Genomic DNA, 18828 nt, shown 5'->3' with positions numbered 1-18828 from the left:
ATTCCTGTTGGGGAGATAGATGAGATACAAGAAGTTCGCCGTTACCGCATTGCTGGCTGTCGCCGCTACCGGAGTGGCCGCCGGTACTTCCTACGCCGCCCCGGTGCCGCCCGCGGTGCAGGACCAGGCCGCTGCGGCGCCCACCGTCACCGGCAGCGATCAGGGCGTCGGTTACGCGCTGCAACTCACCGACGCGGGCAAGTCGGTGGTCACCAGCGTGACCGGTGGCGCGTTCAGCGTCGACACCGACAACCGGGCGGTCACACTGAAGAACTCCGCGGGCGAGACCGTCACCAGCATTCCGCTCACCGCGACGGCCAAGGGTCAGGAGGTCCGGATCGCCGCGGCCGTCGCCGACGAGGGCAGGCAGCTCACGCTGACGCCGCAGGTCGCGCCGACCGCGAACGCGCCGGTCGCCGCCGAGTTCATCGGCGCGCAGGAGTGGTTCTTCGCCGAACTGCAGCGCGCCTCGCTCGGCGCTCTGGTCGGCGGCCTGATCGGCGCCGCCATCGGCATCGTGTTCTTCGGTGTCGGCATCCTGCCGGGCGCGGTGCTCGGCGCGCTGATCGGTCTGGCCGTCGCGGGCGGGCCGTCGCTGCTGAACGCGGGTATCGCCTACTTCAGCGGCCAGCCCTGAGAGTTCTGATTCTGGGCGGCACCCGGGAAGCGCGGGAGCTGGCCCACATCGCTTCCGGCGAGCGAGGATTCGAGATCGTGTCCTCGCTCGCCGGTCGTGTGCGCGCACCCTTGCTGCCCGAGGGCGAGGTCCGCGTCGGCGGCTTCGGGGGCGCCGAAGGACTGCGCGCCTGGCTCGCGGCCAACGACGTGGCCGCGATGGTCGACGCCACCCATCCGTTTGCGGCGGCCATCAGCGCCAACGCGGCAGTCGCCGCGCGAGCTTCGGGTGTGCCGCTGTTGCACCTGCGCCGGCCCAGGTGGGTCGAGCAGGCAGGGGACCGCTGGATGCGTGTGCCTGATCTCCCCGCGGCCGCGACGGCAGTCGGCACGTTCGGCGAGCGCGTGTTCCTGACCATCGGCAGACAAGGCGTCGACGCGTTCGCGGGACTCGACCGGCCCTGGTTTCTGATTCGTGCCATCGACCCGCCGGAGGGCGCGCTGCCGCCGCGGCACGAATTGCTCCTCGCCCGTGGGCCGTTCGCGGTGCAGGACGAAGCGCGGCTGCTCACGGAGTATCGGATCGACGCGCTCGTCACGAAGGACAGCGGCGGGGAGCAGACGGAGGCCAAGCTCGCCGCCGCCCGCGCCGCGGGCATCCCGGTGGTCGTGGTGGACCGCCCGCCGCTGCCCGAGGGCGCGCGGATCGTGGAATCCTCTGCGCAAGCGCTGGATTGGCTGCGCATCCGGCGAGCCCGGCGCGGCTGAGACGTTCCGGCTCGCGACGAGCCGGAGAGATCAGCCGCCGAGAATTTCCGGCAGATGATCGAACCAGTCCAGCACCGTGCGCTCGTAGCGAATCCCGAAATCCAACGTGGCGCGGGCGAATGCGGTCTTACCCTCCGGGTCTTCGGCGAGATACCGGGTGAGCCGAGCCTGATGGATCTCCCGGTTGGCGGCGATGATGCCGTCGAGCCGATCGCGATCGAGATGCTCGCCGAAGGAGAGCGTGAGCAGCAACGGCACCCGGATGGTTTCCCCGCCGGGATCGCGGACGACCCATTCCAGGAACGCTTCCCGGCCCGCGTCGGTGATGTGGTAGGGGGTGCGCTCCCTGGCGCCGGTCTCGCCCTTCTCGACGAGTCCCGCCGCGTCCATGGTGGCGAGTTCCCGGTAGACCTGGCTCTGGGTGATGGTCCAGAAGTCGCCGATGCGCTCCTGGGCCTCGGTCACCAGATCCCATCCCGACATCGCGCCTTCGTGCAGAAATCCGAGCAACGACGCCGCCGTCGAGTTCAGTGGTTTGCGCTTGGTCGCGGTGTTGGTCAACGACTGCTCCCTTCGCTCTCAACATTCCATAATGGAATGTTACCGGAACGTGGTGGGTCAGGCGTCGCCGGTCAGCTTGTCGAGCCGGGCGAGCACCTGCGCCATTCCCTGCTCCAGCCGTGCCTGTCCTTGTTCGAGCTGCGCCTGGCCGCGAGCGAGCGCGGTTTGGCCCTGTTCCAGACGGACCTGTCCTTGTTCGAGCACGGTCACCCTGCGGTTGAGTTCGCCCACATTCTCGCGCAGGTCTCCGACGTCCTGGCGCAGCTCGCCGACGGCTTCGCCGAGGGTTTCCGCGCGCAGGTCGATCCGGCCGATGCCGTCGAGCGTCTTCCTGGTCAGCACCGCGAGTTCGTTGAGGACCTCGCCCTGTTCGTCGAGTGCCTGTTCGCTCGCGGTGGCCCTGGCCTCCAAGGCTCGGGCGCGCAGCGTCAGCTCCGACAGTGTCGCGGCCAAGGTCCCTCCGATCTGCTTCGGTGCGTCAGGCGATACTACGCGTCGCCGGCGGCCGCGTCGCGCGTGCGGCCGTAGCGGCGGGAGGTGAAGACCCGGGTGCCCGTACCGGTTTCCAGCGCCGTGGTGGTGGACGCGCCGACGATCAGCAGCGTCCGCATGTCCACCTCCGCGGGGTCGAGGTCGCCCAGCGGCACCACCCGGACCGACTCGGTGGGCCCGCCGACGTCGCGCCCGATGACGACGGGCGTGTCGGGCTTGCGATGCTCCAGCAGCAGATCCCGCATCGCGCCCACCTGCCAGGTGCGTTGCGAGGATGCCGGATTGTAGATCGCGATCGCCATGTCGGCCGCAGCGACCGCCGAAAGGCGCTGCGCCACTACCTCCCACGGCTTGAGCCGATCGGAGAGCGAGATCATCGCGTAGTCGTGCCCGAGCGGCGCGCCCACCCGGCTGGCCACCGCGTTGGCCGCGGTGAGCCCGGGCAGCACCCGCACCGGCACCGCGCGCCACTGCGGGTCGGCGGATTCCTCCAGCACCGCCGCCGCCATCGCGAAGACGCCGGGATCCCCCGAGGAGACGACCGCGACCCGCGCGCCCCGCTTGGCCAGGTCCAAGGCCATGGCCGCGCGCTCGGACTCGACCCGGTTGTCGCTGGGATGACGACGCTGGCCCGGGCGTTCGGGCACCCGGTTCAAATAGGTGGTGTAGCCGACCAGGTCGGTCGCCTCTGCCAATGCCGCGCGCACCTCGTCGGTGGTCCACTCGTGCGCGCCGGGACCCAGGCCCACCACCACGACCTCACCGACCCCCTCGGCATCGCGGTCACGCTGAACGGTCTCCTCTTCGAGGCGGGGCAGCGGCGTGGTCGGCTCGGGACCCGGCACGAGGGTGATGGCGAAGTAGGGCACCTCGGCGTCGTCCACCGCGCCCGCGTGCAGCACGCGCTGTTCGGTGGTGCTCGCGCGCTCGACGTAGTACGCGCCCGCGAGTCGGCCGGAATCCGTAAGAGCCTGGCGCACACCGGGATACGTGCGTCCCAGTTTCATGATCGCGGCGGCGTCGGTGCTGCGCAGCCGCCGGGTGAGCTCGTCGACCGGCATGGTGCCCGGCAGCACGGTGAGCACCTGCTCGCCCTCGACCAGCGGTGTGCCCAGCGCCGCCGACGCCGCGCTCACGGACGTGATGCCGGGGATGATCTCGGCTTCGAACCGGTCGGCCAGGCGCCGGTGCATGTGCATATAGGAGCTGTAGAACAGCGGGTCGCCCGCGGCGAGCAGCGCGACCGAACGGCCCGCGGCGAGGTGCTCGGCCAGCCGCTCGGCGGCCTGTTCGTAGAACTCGTCGATCGCACCCTGATAACCGCCGGGATGGTCGGTCGTCTCGGTGGTCACCGGGTAGACGAGATGCTCTTCCAGTTGGCCGGGGCGCAGGTACGGCGCCGCGATACGGCGGGAGATGCTGCGGCCGTGGCGCGCGCTGTGGAACGCGATCACGTCGGCCGCGCCGATCACGTTGGCCGCCTTGACCGTCACCAGTTCCGGATCGCCCGGACCGAGTCCGACGCCCCACAGCTTGCCCGGAGTGCTCATTCCTGTTCGCTCGCGATCGCGTTCAGCGCGGACGCGGTGATGGCGCTGCCGCCGCGCCTGCCGCGCACGGTGAGGTATTCGACGCCGCCGAACTCGATCAGCGCGTCCTTCGATTCGGTCGCGCCGACGAAGCCGACCGGAATGCCGAGCACGGCGGCGGGCCGGGGCGCTCCCGCGTCGAGCAGGTCGAGCAGGTGGAACAGCGCCGTGGGCGCGTTGCCGATCGCGACGACGGCGCCGTCGAGACGGTCGCGCCACAGTTCGAGCGCGGCGGCGGAGCGGGTCGTGCCCCTGGCGGCGGCCAACTCCGGCACGCGCGGGTCGGCGAGGGTGCACAGCACCTCGTTGTCGGCGGGCAGTCGTTTCCTGGTCACGCCGGAGGCAACCATGGTGGCATCGCAGAGAATCGGCGCGCCCGCGCGCAGCGCTGCCCGCGCCGAGGCGACGACGCCGGGGGAGAAGGCGATGTCCGCGGCGAGATCCACCTGACCGCAGCCATGGATCATCCGCACTGCCACCTGCGCCACGTCCGGCGGGAATCCGCTCAGGTCGGCCTCGGCGCGGATCGTCGCGAACGAGCGACGGTAGATCTCGGCCCCGTCGGTCAGATAGCTGGCACGTACGTCGGACATGCGGTCCACCATATGGGTGCGGGTCCGGACAGATCGGTCCGGGTCGGGCGCTTCGCATCCCGGGCCCGGCGGCCGGACACCGAGGGGCGGGGCCGCCGGATCAGGTCCGCGGACGCTCGAGAATCCGGGACATGACGATGGCGCTGCGGGTACGCCCCACGCGCGCGTTCTCCCTGATCCGTTCCACGGTCACCTCGATCTCGGCCATGTCGGTGGCCATCACGTGCACCAGCGCGTCGGCCTCGCCCGCGATCGTCCACACGCCGACCACCTGCGGGATCGGTTCGAGACTGCGTTTGAGTTCGGCCGGGGAGATGTTGTCGCGGTAGTACACCTCGACGTACGCCTCCGTCTTCCAGCCCAGCGCGGCGGGATTGACCAGCGCGGTGAACCCGGTGATCTGCTTGCCCGCCACCAGCCGGTCGACTCGCCGTTTCACCGCGGGCGCGGACAATCCGACCACGCCGCCGATCTCCTGGAACGAAGCCCGCGCATTCTTCAGCAATTGCTCGAGAATCCGCCGATCGAGGTCGTCCACGTCACACCTTCTCTCGCCTTGCACAACAATTCGCTGATTTTTGCCTTCCATACGCAATGAATCGTCATTTCTAGCGCAATGCTAGGCGACTTACCGTCATGACAGCTGAAAGTCCACGCTCACTGCCGGGAGTTCCGTTGACGTCTGTAGCCACCCTCCCCCTCGAGTCCACCGCCCGCCGTTCGTCGCCGCGCCGGTTCGTGATGTGCCGTCCCGACCACTTCGACGTCACCTACTCCATCAATCCCTGGATGAATCCCGCCGAGCCCGTCGACCGCTCGCTGGCCATCACGCAGTGGGAGAGATTGCGCGCCACCTACGCCGAACACGGGCACACCGTGGAGGTGGTGCCCGGTGTCGCGGGCCTGCCCGACATGGTGTTCGCCGCCAACGGCGGGTTGATCGTCGGCGACCGCGCCATGTCGGCTCGCTTCACGCACCCCGAGCGTGCCGCGGAAGGCCCGGCCTACCACGCCTGGTTCGCCCGGTCCGGCGTGGCGAACCTGGTGGCCGCCGCGGAATGCAACGAAGGCGAAGGCGACTTCCTCCTGGTCGGCGACCGGCTCCTGGCCGGAACGGGATTCCGCAGCTCACCTGCCGCGCACGAGGAGGTGTCGCGCCACTTCGGTCTGCCCGTGGTGTCGCTGGAACTGGTCGATCCGCGCTTCTACCACTTGGACACGGTGCTGCTTCCGCTGGACGCCGCGACCATCGCCTACTACCCGCCCGCCTTCAGCCCGGCGGCGCGCGCGGTGCTGGCGGAGCTCTACCCCGACGCGATCGTGGCCACCGACGCGGACGCGGCGGTGCTCGGGCTGAACGGGGTCTGCGACGGGGCGAACGTCTTCCTCAGCAGCGCGGCCACCGACCTGAGTGAAGCCTTGCGTGCCCGTGGCTACCATCCGGTGGGGATCGAGATGTCCGAGCTGCTCAAAGCTGGTGGCTCCGTCAAATGCTGCACCCTCGAGATCCATGGCGGGTGACCTGTCCTGCCGGAATCTCAGGGAACGCGGGGCGGCCGGTCGACGCGATAACCCTCGCTCGTGGCGACGATGTCGGTGACCTCCCCCTGGGGACGGCCGCAGCGACGATCGCAGCCGGACCAGTGCTGGCGGCCGGCCACCGCGACATCCGCGGCGGACATCGTCCGCGGGAGGTCGAGCGGATCGGCGGGCCCCGGCAGCACCCGGCCTGCGCCGACGGCGTCCGCCGCGTCGGCTCGGACGTCGGTGTGCGACTTCGCGCAGCCCGGCTGCCCGGCGCAGGCGCTGACCAGCAGCCAGGGCGAGTCGGCGTCGAAGATCAAGCCCATCGGCGCGAGCACGCGCACCACCTGCTCGGCGGTCCACTCCGGCAGGTCGGTGACCACCAGGCTGCGCCACGGCGTGAGGAAGACCGGTCGTTCGACCGCGGCGAGGAATTCGGCGGTGCGGGCGGGCAGGGAGCCGAGGCGAACGCCCATGCCGAGGGCGACCGACCCGTCGTCCTGCTCCAGCCAGCCGATCGGAATGTCCGGTGTGGCGGGGAATTCGAGTTCATCGGCGCTCGGTGCCGAGCCGAGGCGATCGATGACGCGTTCGGCGCCGTGTTCGATCTCGTGCAGCCGCCACCGGCCGGGGTCCGCGCCGCGCAGATCCAGGAATGCTTGCGCGGCGGCGAGTACGACGTCCACAGCGTCGGCTGCGGACAGCCGCAGGCCGCTGTCGCCGCCCGCCAGCAGCAGCGCGAACTCGTCTGCCCCGACCGCGTGCACGCCGATGTCGGGGCCGAGGCCGCTGACATCGCCGCGTCCGTCGTCGAGGGTGAACAGCACCCGGCCGGGCAGGTCGGCCAGCCGCGGCGCCGCGAGCAAGCCGGTGTCCAGCGCGCGAACCAGCGGGCGCACGTCCGCCAGGCCGCCGATCCGGCCGGACAGCGGCGAGGCGATGATGTTGCGCACCCGTTCGTGCGTGGTGCTCGGCAGGAGACCCGCGGCCACGAGCCGGTCGGTCAACGCTGCGGCATCGCTCACCCGGCGCAATTGGACGTTGCCGCGCGAGGTGAGTTCGATGTTGCCGTCCGCCAGGTCGTGCGCGGCCTCCGCCAGTGCCCCTAGCTGTGCGGGCTCCAGGCGACCGCCGGGCACGCGGATCCGGGCCAACGGCCCGTCGGCCGCCTCGTGCAGCCGCAGTACGCCCGGGCAGGAATCAGGAGCACGTCGTGTCATAGCGACTCCAGCCTACGGACGCGGCTGCCGGGCGGAACGGCCGGTCACTGCCCGATCGAACGCACCCAGTCGACGACGGCGGCCCGGTATTCGGCGGTGTTGCGCGCCAGATTGACCGAATGCCCGCTGCCGGGCAGCACGAAGGTGCGCAGTCGTGCCGCCGGGCCGAAGAACGGCGCTTCGGTGGCGCGCAATGTCTCGGCATCCGCGCAGACGGCGTACGCGGGGCCGCACGAGAGCCGGTCCCGACTGCCGTTGACGACGAGAACCGGGACATCGATGAAGTTGCTCATCGGGGGAAGGGTGGAGGTCAGGCCGTCGGGATACTCGGTCGGCGAGAAGACCTCCTTGGTGGCCTCGTCCACCGCGAGAACTTCGGGGTCGGCAGTCTCGGGAGCGAAGAAATCGGCCGCGCGGGTACCGGGCCGCGTCGCCAGATAGCCCGCGTCGTAACCGCGCCCAGCGAATTGCGGATCCTCGGCGGCCTGGTGGTAGGTGGAGATGACGCCGAGCACCTCGGACACGTTGAGCGCGTGGGAGTAACCGGTGAGCAAGACGCCGTCGACGTCCTGGTAGGTGGTCGCCTCCAGGACATCGATGCCCGAACTGAGGGAATGACCTCCGGTGATGACCTTGCCGAACGGGGGCGCGCCCGCAAGTCCGGCGCGCAGGGACCGGACGATGTCGTGCAGGGCGCGGGCGGAGACCGTCGCCGTCACCTGCGTGCTCGGTGGGCGGGTGCTCGCACCGTTGCCGAGCCGGTCGACCACCAGCGTCGCGATGCCCGCGGCGTTCATCGCCCGCCGGAAGCTGTAGGTCTCCGGAGCGTAGGGGAAATCCCAGTACGTGGCGTTGTAGTTGGAACCCGCGATCAGCACCATGACGGTGTCGGTGGCGCGCGCCGTGGGGGTGCACAAGGATCCGGCCATCTCTCCGAGCGGAACGGGGATGGAGACCGCTGTGCAACGACCCGGCGCGGTGTCTTCGGCGTGGGCAGTGCTCGGTGTCAGGCAGAGAAGTATGGCCGCCGCGGACACGGCGATCGACCGTAGCGAGGTTCGCACGCGACGCAGGCTATGCGTGAACTTCGCCGCGCGCAATACCCGCGGACGCCGGATCCGGTCACGCGTGGCGTCCGTAAAACATTTTCCAGCAGGCGATTTCGGTGTGCGACCCACGTGCTGCCTCGGACGCCAACGGGCTCCGGATATTCGTGAACGCCGTCGATCGCGAGTGCTGCCCATGGCCGTATGCCGCCAGTCCCGGCGGATCGTGCCGCTGGTTGCCCGGCGAACGGCGATACCGCGCACAATGTTCCGTGGCTATCGCATAGTTGATGCCGCACGCGTGTACTCGGCCGCGCCCGATATCGCTTCGGGACAGCGGATGTCCGAGACGACGCGATGGACAAGGAGCGCGGAAACGTGGGTGCGACGGGACAAGGGGCGGGTACGCGGACGGTGCACTTCGTCGGAAGTTTTCCGGCCGAAAGCACGGACGTCGCGATGCGGGCCATGCTGGACAGTGCGGGGACGCGACTGCGTACCCTGCCGACGGGGGAGACCCGGCGCTACGAGTTCTACATCCAGCCGATCATCGAAGACCTGGTCGACCAAGGGGTCCTGGCGGTGAAGAAGCAGGGGACGTGGGGCTCGAGCAGGCAGCGGACGATCCACCGCGTGGCGCGAGGCGCCGAATTGCCCAGCGAAGCCATGGATCTCGGCTATCTCGGCGAGGCCGAGGAGGCGCTGCCGATCTTTCGCGCACTGCGCGCCGAGCACGACCTGCCCGGTCTCGCACTCCAGATCGGCATGCCGACCGATTTCACGCTGACGTTCATCGCGATGGGAGCCGCCGGCGTGCGGCGGCATCGACGCGCCTTCCTCGACGCCACCGTGCGGGACATCACGGCCATTCGCGAGCTCGCCGGTGACGACGTCGTCGTGCAGCTGGAAGCCACCGCGGAACTGGTGCTCATGGCGAAGTCACAGCCGTTGCACCGGCTGACCGATCGGGTGCTGGGGCTGGGGGAGGGGATCGCGGCCCTGGCCGCGGCCGCCCCCGAAGGTACCCGTTTCGGGGTGCACCTGTGCCTCGGCAGTTTGCGCAACAAGGCACGAGGCCGGTTGCGCGATGCCCGGCCGCTGGTCGATCTGGCCAATTCCGTCGTCGGTCATTGGCCGCGGGGGCGCGTCCTGGAATACGTGCACGGTCCGCTCGCGGCGGGCGACGTACCTCCATCGGAGAAAGCGGAATTCTATGCGCCTTTGGCGAAATTGGCCCTCGATGCCGGTACGAATTTCTACGCGGGGTTCGTGCACGACGTTCCTACCGAGGCACAGCAGACGGAGACATTGCGGATCATCGAGAACGCGCTGGGCCGTCCGATCGACGGCCTCGCTTGCGCGTGTGGTCTGGGTCGCCGTCCCCGCCCGGTGGCGGATGAGCTGATGGCGCGAACGGAGTTGCTAGCGGCGGTCGGCGAGTGAGTCCGTGCGCGCGTGCTCGACAGCGCCTGAAACAATGTTCCCTGCAATGTCATTCGATACGCGAGTGCCTTTTCAGGGCCGAGAACCGAGGCGACGGCCCGCGACTGTTTTGTTAGGATCATGATCGGGGCGATCGGGAGGTACGGTGTCCGGCATGGAGCGAGCACCGCGCGGCGTCGATCCGAACCTGCCGAATTCCGCGCGGGTATACGACTATCTCCTGGGCGGCAAAGACAATTACGAGGTGGACCGGGCGGTCGCGCACCGCATGCTGTCCATCGCCCCGGATACCCGAACCTTGGCCTGGTTCAGTCGCCAGTTCCTGGTGCGTGCGGTCCAGTCGGCCGCCGAGGCGGGGATCCGGCAGTTCATCGATCTGGGCGCGGGTATCCCGACGTCGCCGAACGTGCACGAGGTCGCCCACAAGACCGACCCTTCGGCGCGGGTGGTGTACGTCGATTTCGACCCGGTCGTCTACGCGCACTGCAATGCCCTGCTGGCGCAAGCGGACGGGGTGACGGCGATGCTGGGTGACGTTCGCCGTCCGGACGACATCATCGACCGGCTGCGCAGCGGTGGTTCGATCGACTTCGACGAGCCGGTCGCGATCACGCTCGTCGGGGTCCTGCATTTCGTGATGGACGACGAAGGCCCGGCCGAGATCGTCGCTCGGCTGCGGGAAATCATGGCTCCGGGAAGCTATCTGGCGTTCACGCACGGCTCCGACGACAGCAATTCGGACTTCATCGACCAGTCGTCGTCGGATACCGCCAAATCCTCGGCCCAGGTGGTCTATCGGTCTGCGGCCGTGGTCGAGTCGTTCTTCGAGGGGTTCGAGATACTCGAGCCCGGTGTGGTTCCCCTGCAACAGTGGCTCGGCGACGACCTGCCGGAAACCGGGCTGGTGCTGCTCGGCGGGGTGGTCCGCAAGGCATAGGGCGGGCCCGCCGACTAAGGTCGGCGTATGTCCGAAATTTCCACTCTCGCCGACCGGCTCGCCATCGTCGATGTGATCACCAAGATGTTCGTGTACACCGACCAGAAGCGCTGGGAAGACTTGTCGGCGGAGGTGTTCACGCCGACCGTCGATTTCGACGGCGGTTTCGGCGGGCCGGTCGGGGAGCGTGCCACCGCCGACATCATCGCGGATTGGCGCACCGGGCTCGCCGACCTCGACGGGGTGCACCACCAGTCGGGCAACCATCTCATCGATCTGGACGGCGACGCGGCGCGCGTGCACGCGGACGCCATCGCGGTGCACGTCAAGAATGCCGCGACCGAGGGCAAGACCCGTACCTTCGTCGGCAACTACTCCCTCGGCGTCGAGCGCACATCGCAGGGGTGGCGGGTCAACCGGTTCCACTACCACCTCAAGGTGATCGACGGGAACGCCGACCTGGTCTAGGCCCGGCGCGAATCCTGCACGGCCGTCGTGTGATCGGTCGTGCGGGTGTGACCGGCGCGCGGTCGTCACGGTGTCGTCGTCGGTTGCGTCTCCGGTCGAGTCGGCGCCGGTTTCGCCGTCGCGCGTGAGCGCCCCGGCGCCCACACCCCGATCAGGGCCGCGGCGACGAAGGTGACAATGCCCAGCGCCAGCGCTGACTGCTGGGCGCCGTGCACGAAGGCCGATTCGGCGAAGTCGGCCAGGGGCGCGGCTTGCGGGCCGATCCGCTCGGTGACCTGCAGCACCGCGCCCGCACCGGCGACACCCGCCCACAGCCCGACGGCATCGCCCCGGCGCGACTCGGGAAATCCGGCGGTGATCAGGGACAGCGTCGAGGGCATGACGAGAGCGGCGCCCACCCCGGCCGCCGTCCGGCCCGCGATCAACCAGCCGGGCGTGTGCAGCAGCGCCGGGGCCGCCGAGGCAGCCGCGAAGACGAACAGACCGGTGATCGAGGCGCCGCCCGCCGGTCCGCTGCGGCAACGGCTGATCGAATTGCTCAGCAGGCAGGCGGCGGGCTGCGCAGGCGGCTCATCGAGCAGTACCGCAAGCCGTTCGACCAGCTCTTCGGCGATCCGGACGTGCGCGCCCAACTCGGCGATCCGGACGTGACGTTCGCGCTGACCCAGCTCGTCGGCCCGATCGTCTTCGCCAGGCTGGTCGGGCTCGAACCGATCGGCACCGCCGACTGCGCACGACTCGTGGACGACTTCTTGGCAGCCAGGGCGAGCGACCGCGACCGTCGCGGCTGATCGAGCGGGGCGCGTGGACGAGGACGATCCGGACGGCAGGTAGCATCGGCGTGCTCGGCGGACGACGAGGAAACCGGTGAAAGTCCGGTGCGGTCGCGCCACTGTGGAAAGCCAGACCCTCCCCGGCGAGCAGCGAACCCCCGATGGGCGCGTCACCCGAGGAAGGCTGCCACCCGTGATTGTGCTGTTGTCCACATCCGACACCGATCTGCTCAGTGCCCGCGCCAGCGGAGCCGACTATCGGTGGGGAAATCCGGCTCGCCTGCTGGTCGACGACCTGCCGGCCCTGCTCGACGGCGCCGATCTGGTGATCGTGCGCATTCTCGGCGGCAAGCGGGCCTGGGAAGACGGGCTGGAGGCGCTGCGCGCCAGCGGGATCCCGCTCGTCGCCCTCGGCGGCGAGATCGCCCCGGACGCCGAATTGATGGAATGCTCCACCGTCCCGGGCGGCGTCGCGGCCGACGCGCACAACTACCTGGCCGCCGGTGGCCCGGAGAATCTGCGCCAGCTGCACAATTTCCTGTCCGACACCGTGCTGCTGACCGGCCACGGCTTCGAGCCGCCGATCCAGTTGCCCAGTTGGGGCGAATTGGACCGGGTCGCCGCTGAGCATCCCGATGGGCCGACCGTGGCGGTGATCTACTACCGCGCCCAGCATCTGGCGGGCAACACCGCCTACGTCGACGCCCTCTGTACCGCGATCGAACAGGCGGGCGCGCGGGCGCTGCCGCTGTACTGCGCGTCGCTGCGCACCGCCGAACCCGCGTTGCTCGAAATGTTGTCCCGCGCCGACGCGCTGGTGGTGACGGTCCTGGCCGCGGGCGGCACCAAGCCCGCCATCGCGTCCGCGGGCGGCGAGGACGAGGTGTGGGATGTCGGCGCGCTCGCCGACCTGGATGTGCCCATCCTGCAAGGACTGTGCCTGACCACGGGCCGCGCCCAGTGGGAGGCCAACGACGACGGGCTGTCACCGCTGGACGTCGCCACCCAGGTGGCGGTGCCGGAATTCGACGGGCGGATCATCACGGTCCCGTTCTCGTTCAAGGAATTCGACGCCGACGGCCTGTCCACCTACGTCCCCGACGCCGAGCGCGCTGCCCGTGTCGCGGGCATCGCGACGCGCTACGCGCGGCTGCGTCACATCCCCGCCGAACGCAAGCGCATCGCCGTCATGCTGTCGGCCTACCCGACCAAGCACGCCCGCATCGGCAATGCCGTCGGTCTGGACACCCCGGCCAGCGCGATCCGCCTGCTCACCGAAATGCGCTCCGCCGGTTACGATCTGGGCGCACCCGGTGAGATTCCCGGCCTGGACGAACAGGACGGGGATGCGCTCATCCACGCCCTGATCGCCGCCGGAGGCCAGGATCCCGACTGGCTGACCGCCGAACAGCTGGAGGGGAACCCGATCCGCATCGGCGCGGCGACCTATACCGCCTGGTTCGACACCCTGCCCGGCGACCTGCGCGAGGCCGTCGTCGAAGCGTGGGGCCCGCCGCCGGGCGAACTCTACGTCGACCGATCCGCCGACCCGGCCGGTGAGATCGTCATCGCCGCACTGCGTTTCGGCAATGTCGTACTCATGGTGCAGCCGCCGCGCGGTTTCGGCGAGAACCCCGTCGCCATCTACCACGACCCTGATCTGCCACCCAGCCACCACTATCTGGCGGCCTACCGGTGGCTCAGCGCGCCCGAGGGTTTCGGCGCCGACGCGATGGTGCATCTGGGCAAGCACGGGAACCTGGAGTGGCTGCCCGGCAAGACGCTGGGTATGTCGGCCTCCTGCGGCACCGATGCCGCTCTCGGTGATCTGCCGCTGATCTATCCGTTCCTGGTGAACGATCCCGGCGAGGGCACCCAGGCCAAACGACGCGCGCACGCCACCCTGGTGGACCATCTGATCCCGCCGATGGCTCGCGCCGAAACCTACGGCGACATCTCGCGACTGGAGCAGCTGCTCGACGAGCACGCCAACATCTCGGCCCTGGACCCGGCCAAGCTGCCCGCGATCCGTCAGCAGATCTGGACGCTGATGCGCGCCGCGAAAATGGACCACGACCTCGGCCTCACCGAGCGTCCGGACGAAGAATCCTTCGACGACATGCTGCTGCACGTCGACGGCTGGCTGTGTGAGATCAAGGACGTGCAGATCCGCGACGGCCTGCACGTTCTCGGCTCGGCTCCGGCCGGGGAGAGTGAACTCGACCTGGTGCTGGCGATGCTCCGCGCGCGTCAGCTGTGGGGTGGCGAGCGCACCGTGCCCGGCCTGCGCGAAGCCCTCGGCCTCGACGAGTCGGGAGGCGAGGCGCGTGAGCGCGTGGATGCCGTGGAGGCTCGCGCCCGCGCGTTGGTCGCGGCGTTGCAGGCGGCGGACTGGTCGCCGGAGGCGGTCGACGGTATCGCCGATGACCCGCAGGTGCGCCTGGTGCTGCGGTTCGCGGCCACGGAGGTGGTGCCGCGCCTGCGGCAGACCGGCGTGGAGATCGACCGCGTCCTGCACGCGCTCGACGGGGGGTTCATCCCGGCAGGCCCGAGCGGGTCGCCGTTGCGCGGCCTGATCAACGTCCTGCCGACCGGGCGCAATTTCTACTCGGTCGATCCCAAGGCCGTGCCGTCCCGGCTGGCCTGGGAGACCGGGCAGGCCATGGCGGAATCCCTGCTGGAGCGCTACCACGCCGACCACGGTGAATTCCCGCGGTCGGTGGGTCTGTCGATCTGGGGTACCTCCGCGATGCGCACCTCCGGCGACGACATCGCCGAAGTGCTCGCGCTGCTGGGCGTGCGGCCGGTCTGGGACGAGGCCAGCCGCCGCGTCCGCACGCTCGAGGTGGTCTCGCTCGCGGAACTCGGCCGCCCACGCATCGATGTCACGGTGCGCATCAGCGGCTTCTTCCGCGACGCCTTCCCGCACGTGCTCGCCCTGCTGGACGACGCGATTCGCCTGGTCGCCGATCTGGACGAGCCCCACGAGGACAACTACGTCCGCGCGCACGCCCAAGCCGATCTCGCCGAGCACGGCGACCAGCGGCGCGCCACCACCCGCATTTTCGGTTCCAAGCCCGGCACCTACGGGGCGGGCCTGTTGCAGCTGATCGATGCGAAGAGCTGGCGCACCGACGACGACCTCGCCGAGGTCTACACCACCTGGGGCGGCTACGCCTATGGGCGCGATCTCGACGGCGCGCCCGCCGCGGAGGACATGCGCGGCGCGTATCGCCGGATCGCCGTGGCGGCCAAGAACACCGACACCCGCGAGCACGACATCGCCGACTCCGACGACTACTTCCAGTTCCACGGCGGCATGGTGGCCACGGTGCGTGCGCTGACCGGCAAGAACCCGGAGGCCTACATCGGCGACAGCACACGCCCGGACGCGGTGCGCACCCGGACGTTGTCGGAGGAGACGGCACGGGTGTTCCGGGCCCGGGTGGTGAACCCTCGTTGGCTCGAAGCCATGCGCAGGCACGGCTACAAGGGCGCGTTCGAAATGGCCGCGACCGTCGACTATTTGTTCGGCTACGACGCCACGACCAACGTGGTGGCCGACTGGATGTACGAAAAGCTGACGGAGAGCTACGTTTTCGACGAGGCGAACCGAAAGTTCATGGAGCAGTCCAATCCCTGGGCGCTGCACGGGATCACCGAACGGTTGCTGGAGGCGGCCGAGCGGAAACTGTGGGAACGTCCCGAACAGGACACGCTCGATCGACTGCGGCAGGTCTACCTGGAGACCGAAGGGGAGCTGGAGTAGGGTCCGCCCATCCCATTTTCCGGATTCGTCACGAAATGCGCTGTCGTGCAGGGCATCTTGGGAATACCAACTGTCCGAAGCAGTGATGTGTAACGTCTATAATCGCTGATGTTCCATGGCTGTACCCAGGTAACGACAGATCGATTCTGCTGAGGATGGGAAAGCTCATGAAGTTCAGGAAATTGGTAGCGACCACGCTGCTGACCATTGCCGCCACCGGCGTCACGGCGGCTACCGCCTACGGGCAGGCCGAAATCTACGATCCCGCGCTCGGCGACGACGTCGTGGCCTCCTCCGTCGTCGTCGCGCCGGACCGGTCGAGCGCGACGCTGACGCTCGCCTCCGGCACGTTCGCCGTCACACCGGACGTGATCACCGTGCTCGCGCCGGACGGCGAGGTGGTGGCGACGGTGCCGACCACTCTGCGATCCGCGATGGGGCAGCAGGTCGCGGTTGCTCCGGAAATCAACGCGGACGCAACGACTTTGACCCTGACTCCGGTCGGCGCCGCCATTCCGGAGCCGGGTGCGCCGCAGTTCGTCGGTGATGCCGGGAGTGCCCTGGGCGGCGTGCTGATCGGCTGCGCCATCGGCGCCGTGGTCGGTCTGATCTTCCTCATCATCGGCGTGTTCCCCGGCTGCGTGCTCGGCGGCCTCATCGGCGGTGTCGCGGGCGCGGTCCGGTAGTCGCGTCTGCGTGAGTGGTGCGATCGGCCGCTCCCGGTCTCCGTCCGGTGGCGCGGCCGATCGTGCCTCCGTGCCGAGCGTCTAGCCCGCTTGGGTCATGCACGGCTCGACGGTGAAGTCGAGCCCGAAATTGTTCAAGGTCACCGGCAGTGGAGCGTCCGGGCTGGGGCGCGGCGTGGACCGCAGCCGGAAGTCGGCCGACGTCAGCAAGTGCGCGAGCAGCGTGCTGGTGACGAACAGCACCAGGTTACGGCCGGGGCAGTCGGCGGGGCCCGCGCTGAACGGCACGAGTTGGGGATACTGCTCCGCGCGGCCGTCCAGCCAGATCTCCGGGACGAACTGGTCGGCGAAGGGCAGCAGTTCGGCATCCCGGTGGAACGCAGGGACCGCGATCATCAGCGCGGCGCCCGCGGCGATGGTGAAGCGCTCGTCGCCGTCGCGCCACTCGGTATCGGCGGTGATGTCGCGCAGCAGCATGGGTGTGGTCGGCCACAGCCGCACCGACTCGAGGACGCAGGCGCGCAGATAACCGCGCAGGTCGACGCGTTCCGGATCGACGGCGTCGGCGAGTGCGCGGGCCTGGTGCTCGGGGTGAGTGCTCAGCACCGCCAGTGCCCGGCTCAGCGCGATGCCCGCCGCGTCGAAGGCGAACAACCAGTGCGGTATCTGCCCGACCGGATCGGTGGCGCCGCCCGCGGGCACCGCGGCCAACGCTCCGGCGAGACTGTCCGGCGAAGCGGACTCCACGTGGCGGTACAGCCGGTTGGTGAACTGGTCGCGCTGCCTGCGATGCGCAGGCGCGAGGAACGACCAGTTGCCCGCCGAGCGCAGCCGGGAGAGTTCGTCGGTGAGCACGGTGTCGTCGCGTCCTCGCTCGCCGAGCACGATCCGCCGCACCAGCCGCCACCAGCGCGTGGTGAACTGCCGCGCGTCCAGGTGGCCGCGGTGCAGGGCGGACAGGATCAACTCGCGCGCCTCCTCCGCGATCGCCTCGGCGAACGGACCGGCCAGGCGATGCAGCGGCTCGGCCGAGTCCAGCGCGGCCTCGTTCACGGCGCGGCGCTGGTCACGGATCGGTCCCTCCGAGAGCAGGACGCCGTGCGGCTGGAACTGGCGCAACGCGGCGCGCTTCTCCCGATTCGCCGGACTGAACGGCGTCGGCGCGTCGGCCAGCACCCGTCCCACGTCATGCGGATCGAGAACGACCACGATCCGGCGACCCGGCACCACGAGCTCGACCGGGCCCGCGCCGAACTCGCGCCGCAACTGCCGCACGCGCTCGATCGCCCTGGAATCGGCTCCGGTGCGTTCCAGCAGGCCCAGCACCGGCCTGCGCCGGGCGATGACACCCGAGGCGACCGAGGCGAATCCGAGATCCGCCAACGCCGCCACCGCGGGCACTCCCACCAATCGGTGTTCGCGGGTTTCTGCCATACGGCCTCCTCCCGGTGCGCTCTGGTCGACACGGTGCCGACGACCGGTCACATACCCGGCGACACGGGGTCGAAACCGCGTCGCGGGCTGAGCGGCACCGATGCGGTGCCGGGAAGCTCAGTTCGGCGCCTGGGTCTCGTTCACCGCGAGCGCGTCCTCGACCGAGTCGAACACCGTGAGCAACCGGTCCAGCGCGGTCACCTCGATCGGCCTGCGCGCGGCGTCGCTGGGGACGACGCGCAAGCCACCGGAGCCGGTGGCTTCCGAGGCCGCCAGCAGGACGCTCAGCCCGGCGGAGCCGAGGAACCCGACGTTGGTCATGTCCACCACGACGGCGGCGGGTGCGTCGCGTAGCGCCTCGTCGAGAGCCGATTGCAAGCGTGGCGCGGACGCCATGTCTATCTCGCCGTGCACGGTGACGACGACCGTGTCCTCCGCCGACCGCACCTCGACCTCCAGCGCCCGGGGCGCGCTTTCGGAACTCACAATCCACCTCCCGTGCCGGCGACGCGTCCTCGGCAGTACGCCACGTCGACCTCCGCTCCGGTTCACGTCTCTTGCGCACGGGTTCTCGGCGCAGAGAGCGACCACTCCGCGGCCAACTTACCCCATCCCGTCGTGCGCTGATCACACTGTGCGCCCGGTCGCGCCTCCGACCAGGCGGTCTCGTGCGGCCGGGCAAGCTCGTTGCGCCGGTCCGACGGCTGCCTCGATCGTCGCTCGGGGCAGCCGTGACACAAGAGCCGACCTGAAGGGGGGCCGATCCCCATCAGCGGCGCGACGAAGCATGCCCGTCGTGCACCGCCGAGGCGGACGATCGACCTCGGTGACGGGTGCGGCTTCGTGATGACGCCGGGATTCAGACGCCGGGATTCAGACGCACACCGAATTGGCGCCGTGACTCGAGAAC

General features: G+C 69.6%; 18 protein-coding genes and 1 pseudogene. 9 read left to right on the top strand and 10 right to left on the bottom strand.

All coding sequences use genetic code 11. The annotated features are described in order from the left end of the window. Nucleotides 1–19: 19 nt before the first annotated feature. Both AB0L97_RS12505 and AB0L97_RS12500 read left to right on the top strand, forming a co-directional pair. On the top strand, nt 20–637 hold the full coding sequence (locus AB0L97_RS12505; RefSeq protein WP_364428273.1) for a hypothetical protein: 618 nt from the start codon (nt 20–22) through the stop codon (nt 635–637). Next, complete coding sequence (locus AB0L97_RS12500; RefSeq protein ID WP_364428581.1) at nt 634–1383, top strand: cobalt-precorrin-6A reductase; 750 nt, start codon at nt 634–636, stop codon at nt 1381–1383. Before AB0L97_RS12505 ends, AB0L97_RS12500 begins: the two co-directional genes overlap by 4 nt. 30 nt (nt 1384–1413) lie before the next feature. On the opposite strand, the gene AB0L97_RS12495 is transcribed toward AB0L97_RS12500, so the two are convergent. The 5 genes from AB0L97_RS12495 to AB0L97_RS12475 all read right to left on the bottom strand — a co-directional run bounded on the left by AB0L97_RS12495 (nt 1414) and on the right by AB0L97_RS12475 (nt 5156). Then, complete coding sequence (locus AB0L97_RS12495) at nt 1414–1944, bottom strand: PadR family transcriptional regulator (RefSeq protein WP_355077587.1); 531 nt, start codon at nt 1942–1944, stop codon at nt 1414–1416. Between the two features lie 57 nt (nt 1945–2001). Then, on the bottom strand, nt 2002–2397 hold the full coding sequence (locus AB0L97_RS12490) for a hypothetical protein (protein WP_364428269.1): 396 nt from the start codon (nt 2395–2397) through the stop codon (nt 2002–2004). Nucleotides 2398–2432: 35 nt separating this feature from the next. Further along, entirely contained in the window at nt 2433–3986 is a 1554-nt protein-coding gene (cobJ, locus tag AB0L97_RS12485; RefSeq protein ID WP_364428266.1) for a precorrin-3B C(17)-methyltransferase, read from the bottom strand. Beyond that, a complete protein-coding gene (locus tag AB0L97_RS12480) occupies nt 3983–4618 on the bottom strand; it encodes a precorrin-8X methylmutase (protein ID WP_364428263.1) in 636 nt (211 codons plus the stop codon). The genes cobJ and AB0L97_RS12480 overlap by 4 nt, the downstream gene beginning before the upstream one ends. Before the next feature lie 100 nt (nt 4619–4718). Next, complete coding sequence (locus tag AB0L97_RS12475; protein ID WP_043726335.1) at nt 4719–5156, bottom strand: Lrp/AsnC family transcriptional regulator; 438 nt, start codon at nt 5154–5156, stop codon at nt 4719–4721. Nucleotides 5157–5254: 98 nt separating this feature from the next. On the opposite strand from AB0L97_RS12475, the gene ddaH reads away from it, so the two are divergent. Next, nucleotides 5255–6139, top strand: a complete 885-nt coding sequence (gene ddaH, locus AB0L97_RS12470) for a dimethylargininase (protein WP_355077594.1) — start codon at nt 5255–5257, stop codon at nt 6137–6139. A 17-nt stretch (nt 6140–6156) separates the two neighbouring features. Here ddaH and cobG read toward each other — a convergent pair whose 3' ends face one another. Next, nucleotides 6157–7362, bottom strand: coding sequence for a precorrin-3B synthase (gene cobG / locus AB0L97_RS12465; protein ID WP_364428258.1), 1206 nt, complete (start codon nt 7360–7362; stop codon nt 6157–6159). A 44-nt stretch (nt 7363–7406) separates the two neighbouring features. Next, on the bottom strand, nt 7407–8291 hold the full coding sequence (locus AB0L97_RS12460; RefSeq protein WP_355077598.1) for an alpha/beta hydrolase: 885 nt from the start codon (nt 8289–8291) through the stop codon (nt 7407–7409). 495 nt (nt 8292–8786) lie between these two features. On the opposite strand from AB0L97_RS12460, the gene AB0L97_RS12455 reads away from it, so the two are divergent. The 3 genes from AB0L97_RS12455 (at nt 8787) to AB0L97_RS12445 (ending at nt 11256) form a co-directional block, all read left to right on the top strand. Next, nucleotides 8787–9851 (top strand): hypothetical protein, encoded by a 1065-nt coding sequence (locus AB0L97_RS12455; protein ID WP_364428254.1) that lies wholly within the window; start codon nt 8787–8789, stop codon nt 9849–9851. 154 nt (nt 9852–10005) lie between these two features. Then, nucleotides 10006–10788, top strand: a complete 783-nt coding sequence (locus AB0L97_RS12450) for an SAM-dependent methyltransferase (protein ID WP_355077601.1) — start codon at nt 10006–10008, stop codon at nt 10786–10788. 27 nt (nt 10789–10815) lie between these two features. Further along, nucleotides 10816–11256 carry a nuclear transport factor 2 family protein gene (locus AB0L97_RS12445; protein ID WP_364428250.1) on the top strand — a complete coding sequence of 147 codons (441 nt, stop codon included), beginning with the start codon at nt 10816–10818 and terminating at the stop codon, nt 11254–11256. Between the two features lie 272 nt (nt 11257–11528). On the opposite strand, the pseudogene AB0L97_RS12440 reads toward AB0L97_RS12445, so the two are convergent. Next, a pseudogene (locus AB0L97_RS12440) lies at nt 11529–11747 on the bottom strand (MFS transporter); the annotation flags it as partial. Between the two features lie 129 nt (nt 11748–11876). Between AB0L97_RS12440 and AB0L97_RS12435 the strand changes: the two are divergent. From AB0L97_RS12435 to AB0L97_RS12425, 3 genes are all read left to right on the top strand, one after another. Continuing rightward, nucleotides 11877–12047 (top strand): hypothetical protein, encoded by a 171-nt coding sequence (locus AB0L97_RS12435; protein ID WP_364428247.1) that lies wholly within the window; start codon nt 11877–11879, stop codon nt 12045–12047. A 175-nt stretch (nt 12048–12222) separates the two neighbouring features. After that, complete coding sequence (gene cobN / locus AB0L97_RS12430; RefSeq protein WP_364428244.1) at nt 12223–15798, top strand: cobaltochelatase subunit CobN; 3576 nt, start codon at nt 12223–12225, stop codon at nt 15796–15798. A gap of 167 nt (nt 15799–15965) precedes the next feature. Continuing rightward, nucleotides 15966–16484, top strand: a complete 519-nt coding sequence (locus AB0L97_RS12425; protein WP_356962095.1) for a hypothetical protein — start codon at nt 15966–15968, stop codon at nt 16482–16484. A gap of 81 nt (nt 16485–16565) precedes the next feature. On the opposite strand, the gene AB0L97_RS12420 is transcribed toward AB0L97_RS12425, so the two are convergent. Beyond that, nucleotides 16566–17918, bottom strand: coding sequence for a cytochrome P450 (locus tag AB0L97_RS12420; RefSeq protein ID WP_364428240.1), 1353 nt, complete (start codon nt 17916–17918; stop codon nt 16566–16568). A gap of 117 nt (nt 17919–18035) precedes the next feature. Beyond that, nucleotides 18036–18404, bottom strand: coding sequence for an STAS domain-containing protein (locus AB0L97_RS12415; protein ID WP_355077611.1), 369 nt, complete (start codon nt 18402–18404; stop codon nt 18036–18038). Nucleotides 18405–18828: the final 424 nt, after the last annotated feature.

Origin of the sequence: Nocardia sp. NPDC051911, assembly GCF_040681035.1 — a bacterium.
Classification (GTDB): Bacteria; Actinomycetota; Actinomycetes; order Mycobacteriales; family Mycobacteriaceae; genus Nocardia; species Nocardia sichangensis.
This window is presented reverse-complemented; position numbering and strand designations above follow the sequence as displayed.